Origin of the sequence: Thauera mechernichensis (assembly GCF_029588855.1) — a bacterium.
Taxonomy (GTDB): domain Bacteria; phylum Pseudomonadota; class Gammaproteobacteria; order Burkholderiales; family Rhodocyclaceae; genus Thauera; species Thauera mechernichensis.
This window is the reverse complement of sequence record NZ_JARQZE010000033.1, coordinates 1-5,390: the sequence shown is the minus strand read 5'-3', so window position 1 is coordinate 5,390 and position 5,390 is coordinate 1. Positions and strand designations below refer to the sequence as shown.

2 tRNA genes and 3 rRNA genes are annotated in these 5,390 nt (G+C 54.4%); all 5 read left to right on the top strand.

The features are described from left to right. Positions 1-138: 138 nt before the first annotated feature. Positions 139-1,675, top strand: a 16S ribosomal RNA gene (locus P7F68_RS19755). Between the two features lie 77 nt (positions 1,676-1,752). Beyond that, positions 1,753-1,829, top strand: a tRNA-Ile gene (locus P7F68_RS19750). Between the two features lie 27 nt (positions 1,830-1,856). Then, positions 1,857-1,932, top strand: a tRNA-Ala gene (locus P7F68_RS19745). A gap of 311 nt (positions 1,933-2,243) precedes the next feature. Further along, positions 2,244-5,130 (top strand): 23S ribosomal RNA (locus P7F68_RS19740). Between the two features lie 118 nt (positions 5,131-5,248). Next, positions 5,249-5,362, top strand: a 5S ribosomal RNA gene (rrf, locus tag P7F68_RS19735). Together the 16S, 23S and 5S rRNA genes with 2 tRNA genes alongside form the textbook arrangement of a ribosomal RNA operon. Positions 5,363-5,390 lie beyond the last annotated feature (28 nt).

The following is a 5,390-nucleotide window of genomic DNA, read 5'->3' as shown; positions in this document are numbered from 1 at the left end:
CGCTCTTTAAAAAATTGAACAACCGATAAGTGTGGGTGCTTGGTGGTTGTGGTCGAAAGCGGCTTCGGTCGTTTTGGTTTCACAATGATTAGGTGCTCATGCTGATTAAAGTCAGTATTTTGAGTACTTTGCTGGATTGAACTTAAGAGTTTGATCCTGGCTCAGATTGAACGCTGGCGGCATGCTTTACACATGCAAGTCGAACGGCAGCGGGGGCTTCGGCCTGCCGGCGAGTGGCGAACGGGTGAGTAATGCATCGGAACGTGCCCATGTCGTGGGGGATAACGTATCGAAAGGTACGCTAATACCGCATACGTCCTGAGGGAGAAAGCGGGGGATCGCAAGACCTCGCGCGATTGGAGCGGCCGATGTCGGATTAGCTAGTAGGTGAGGTAAAGGCTCACCTAGGCGACGATCCGTAGCGGGTCTGAGAGGATGATCCGCCACACTGGGACTGAGACACGGCCCAGACTCCTACGGGAGGCAGCAGTGGGGAATTTTGGACAATGGGGGCAACCCTGATCCAGCCATGCCGCGTGAGTGAAGAAGGCCTTCGGGTTGTAAAGCTCTTTCGGCCGGGAAGAAATCGCGCACTCTAACATAGTGCGTGGATGACGGTACCGGACTAAGAAGCACCGGCTAACTACGTGCCAGCAGCCGCGGTAATACGTAGGGTGCGAGCGTTAATCGGAATTACTGGGCGTAAAGCGTGCGCAGGCGGTTTTGTAAGACAGATGTGAAATCCCCGGGCTTAACCTGGGAACTGCGTTTGTGACTGCAAGGCTAGAGTACGGCAGAGGGGGGTGGAATTCCTGGTGTAGCAGTGAAATGCGTAGATATCAGGAGGAACACCGATGGCGAAGGCAGCCCCCTGGGCCTGTACTGACGCTCATGCACGAAAGCGTGGGGAGCAAACAGGATTAGATACCCTGGTAGTCCACGCCCTAAACGATGTCGACTAGTCGTTCGGAGCAGCAATGCACTGAGTGACGCAGCTAACGCGTGAAGTCGACCGCCTGGGGAGTACGGCCGCAAGGTTAAAACTCAAAGGAATTGACGGGGACCCGCACAAGCGGTGGATGATGTGGATTAATTCGATGCAACGCGAAAAACCTTACCTACCCTTGACATGTCTGGAACCTTGCTGAGAGGCGAGGGTGCCTTCGGGAGCCAGAACACAGGTGCTGCATGGCTGTCGTCAGCTCGTGTCGTGAGATGTTGGGTTAAGTCCCGCAACGAGCGCAACCCTTGTCATTAGTTGCCATCATTTGGTTGGGCACTCTAATGAGACTGCCGGTGACAAACCGGAGGAAGGTGGGGATGACGTCAAGTCCTCATGGCCCTTATGGGTAGGGCTTCACACGTCATACAATGGTCGGTACAGAGGGTTGCCAAGCCGCGAGGTGGAGCCAATCCCTTAAAGCCGATCGTAGTCCGGATCGTAGTCTGCAACTCGACTACGTGAAGTCGGAATCGCTAGTAATCGCAGATCAGCATGCTGCGGTGAATACGTTCCCGGGTCTTGTACACACCGCCCGTCACACCATGGGAGTGGGTTTCACCAGAAGTAGGTAGCTTAACCTTCGGGAGGGCGCTTACCACGGTGAGATTCATGACTGGGGTGAAGTCGTAACAAGGTAGCCGTATCGGAAGGTGCGGCTGGATCACCTCCTTTCAAGAGAACAGACCACGGTCTGCCAAGTATCCACAACTTATCGGTTGTTCAGGCGAAGAGCCTCGAAGCATATGAGAGGGTCTGTAGCTCAGCTGGTTAGAGCACCGTCTTGATAAGGCGGGGGTCGTTGGTTCGAACCCAACCAGACCCACCAAGTCTTTTTGGTTGCTCGACACGAGAGGGGGCTGTAGCTCAGCTGGGAGAGCGGCGGCTTTGCAAGCCGTAGGTCGTCGGTTCGATCCCGACCAGCTCCACCAGAACTCGTGCGGCATGAAAGCAGGTGCTGCAAGTAGGCGTTCGAGAAGTCAGACATGGTGATGGATGTCGTCATGTCTGACTTCTTGATCGATGGGCGACTCGGTTCGAGTCGGTTGTCGGTTGTTTGAGGTTCGCTCTTTAACAAAGTGGAAGAAGTGTAGTACGTACCGAGCCGGTGCGTACTGCAAGTTGTGTGATTGCATTGATCCGGCGCTGAGCTTGTCAGCGTAGTGCTGGATCGCACAAACGAGTTCGTTCCTGTACGAAGGGTCTTCGAGATCGCAAGATCGGAGAGGATCCAAGGTTATAGGATCAAGCGACTAAGTGCATGTGGTGGATGCCTTGGCGATCACAGGCGATGAAGGACGTGTAAGCCTGCGAAAAGCGTGGGGGAGCTGGCAATAGAGCTTTGATCCCACGATGTCCGAATGGGGAAACCCACCCCGCAAGGGGTATCCCAGACTGAATACATAGGTCTGAGGAGGCGAACGCGGCGAACTGAAACATCTAAGTAGCCGCAGGAACAGAAATCAACCGAGATTCCGCAAGTAGTGGCGAGCGAACGCGGAGCAGCCTGCACGACTAAACCATCAGCTTAGCAAAACGGTCTGGAAAGTCCGACGATACAGGGTGATAGTCCCGTATGCGAAAAGCCGGTGGCGGGTCTGAGCGTGCGACAAGTAGGGCGGGACACGAGAAATCCTGTCTGAAGATGGGGGGACCATCCTCCAAGGCTAAATACTCGTGATCGACCGATAGTGAACCAGTACCGTGAGGGAAAGGCGAAAAGAACCCCGGGAGGGGAGTGAAATAGATCCTGAAACCGCATGCATACAAACAGTGGGAGCCTCGTAAGGGGTGACTGCGTACCTTTTGTATAATGGGTCAGCGACTTACGTTCAGTGGCGAGCTTAACCGAATAGGGGAGGCGTAGCGAAAGCGAGTCTGATAAGGGCGACTTAGTCGCTGGGCGTAGACCCGAAACCGGATGATCTATCCATGGCCAGGATGAAGGTGCCGTAACAGGTACTGGAGGTCCGAACCCACTAACGTTGAAAAGTTAGGGGATGAGCTGTGGATAGGGGTGAAAGGCTAAACAAATCCGGAAATAGCTGGTTCTCCCCGAAAACTATTTAGGTAGTGCGTCGTACGGACACTTGCGGGGGTAGAGCACTGTAATCGTTGGGGGGGTCATTGCGATCTACCCCGCGATAGCAAACTCCGAATACCGCAAAGTGATATACGGCAGACAGACATCGGGTGCTAACGTCCGGTGTCAAGAGGGAAACAACCCAGACCGCCAGCTAAGGTCCCAAATGCATGGCTAAGTGGCAAACGAGGTGGGAAGGCATAGACAGCTAGGAGGTTGGCTTAGAAGCAGCCACCCTTTAAAGAAAGCGTAATAGCTCACTAGTCGAGTCGTCCTGCGCGGAAGATGTAACGGGGCTCAAGCCATGAACCGAAGCTGCGGATGTGTCTTTGACACGTGGTAGGGGAGCGTTCCGTAAGCCTGCGAAGGTGTCTCGTAAGGGATGCTGGAGGTATCGGAAGTGCGAATGCTGACATGAGTAGCGATAAAGGGTGTGAAAAGCACCCTCGCCGTAAGCCCAAGGTTTCCTGCGCAACGTTCATCGGCGCAGGGTGAGTCGGCCCCTAAGGCGAGGCAGAAATGCGTAGTCGATGGGAAACAGGTCAATATTCCTGTACCGCTCTTAGATGCGATGGGGGGACGGAGAAGGTTAGCTCAGCCATCTGTTGGAATAGGTGGTTTAAGCGTGTAGGCGTGCTGCGTAGGCAAATCCGCGTGGCTTAGCTGAGGCGTGATGACGAGGATCTTCGGATCCGAAGTGAGTGATACCCGGCTTCCAGGAAAAGCCTCTAAGCTTCAGTCTAAGAGTGACCGTACCGCAAACCGACACAGGTGGGCTGGTAGAGAATACCAAGGCGCTTGAGAGAACTCAGGAGAAGGAACTCGGCAAATTGATACCGTAACTTCGGGAGAAGGTATGCCCCTGGTACGTGAAGGCCCTCGCGGCCGGAGCGGAACGGGGTCGCAGAGAATCGGTGGCTGCGACTGTTTATTAAAAACACAGCACTCTGCAAACACGAAAGTGGACGTATAGGGTGTGACGCCTGCCCGGTGCCGGAAGGTTAAGTGATGGGGTGCAAGCTCTTGATCGAAGCCCCGGTAAACGGCGGCCGTAACTATAACGGTCCTAAGGTAGCGAAATTCCTTGTCGGGTAAGTTCCGACCTGCACGAATGGCGTAACGATGGCCACACTGTCTCCTCCTGAGACTCAGCGAAGTTGAAATGTTTGTGAAGATGCAATCTCCCCGCGGCTAGACGGAAAGACCCCATGAACCTTTACTGTAGCTTTGCATTGGACTTTGACGGGACTTGTGTAGGATAGGTGGGAGGCTATGAAACCGGGACGCCAGTTCCGGTGGAGCCAACCTTGAAATACCACCCTGGTGTCGTTGAGGTTCTAACCCAGGCCTGTGAATCCAGGTCGGGGACCGTGCATGGTGGGCAGTTTGACTGGGGCGGTCTCCTCCCAAAAGGTAACGGAGGAGTACGAAGGTCACCTAGGTACGGTCGGACATCGTACTGATAGTGCAATGGCAAAAGGTGGCTTGACTGCGAGTCCAACAAGACGAGCAGGTGCGAAAGCAGGTCATAGTGATCCGGTGGTTCTGTATGGAAGGGCCATCGCTCAACGGATAAAAGGTACTCTGGGGATAACAGGCTGATTCCGCCCAAGAGTTCACATCGACGGCGGAGTTTGGCACCTCGATGTCGGCTCATCACATCCTGGGGCTGTAGCCGGTCCCAAGGGTATGGCTGTTCGCCATTTAAAGTGGTACGTGAGCTGGGTTTAAAACGTCGTGAGACAGTTTGGTCCCTATCTGCCGTGGGCGCTGGAAGTTTGAGAGGGCCTGCTCCTAGTACGAGAGGACCGGAGTGGACGCACCCCTGGTGTACCGGTTGTGACGCCAGTCGCATCGCCGGGTAGCTATGTGCGGAAGAGATAACCGCTGAAAGCATCTAAGCGGGAAACTCGCCTCAAGATGAGACTTCCCCGGGGCCTCGAGCCCCCTGAAGGGTCGTTGAAGACCACAACGTTGATAGGCCGGGTGTGTAAGCGTGGCAACACGTTCAGCTAACCGGTACTAATTGCCCGTGTGGCTTGATCCTATAACCTTCAACACAAAACGAACTCGACTCTCTGGTGACAGCATCAAAACACCAGACAATCACACAACACTTCTTCCTAACTTTGCTTCAGCTCAATACGCTGAAGAACAAGTCAAAGTCTGACGACCATAGCTGTGTGGAACCACCCCTTCCCTTCCCGAACAGGACCGTGAAACGCACATGCGCCGATGATAGTGAGGTCCGCCCTCGTGAAAGTAGGTCATCGTCAGACTAACCCACAAAACAAAGCCCTGCTCTCA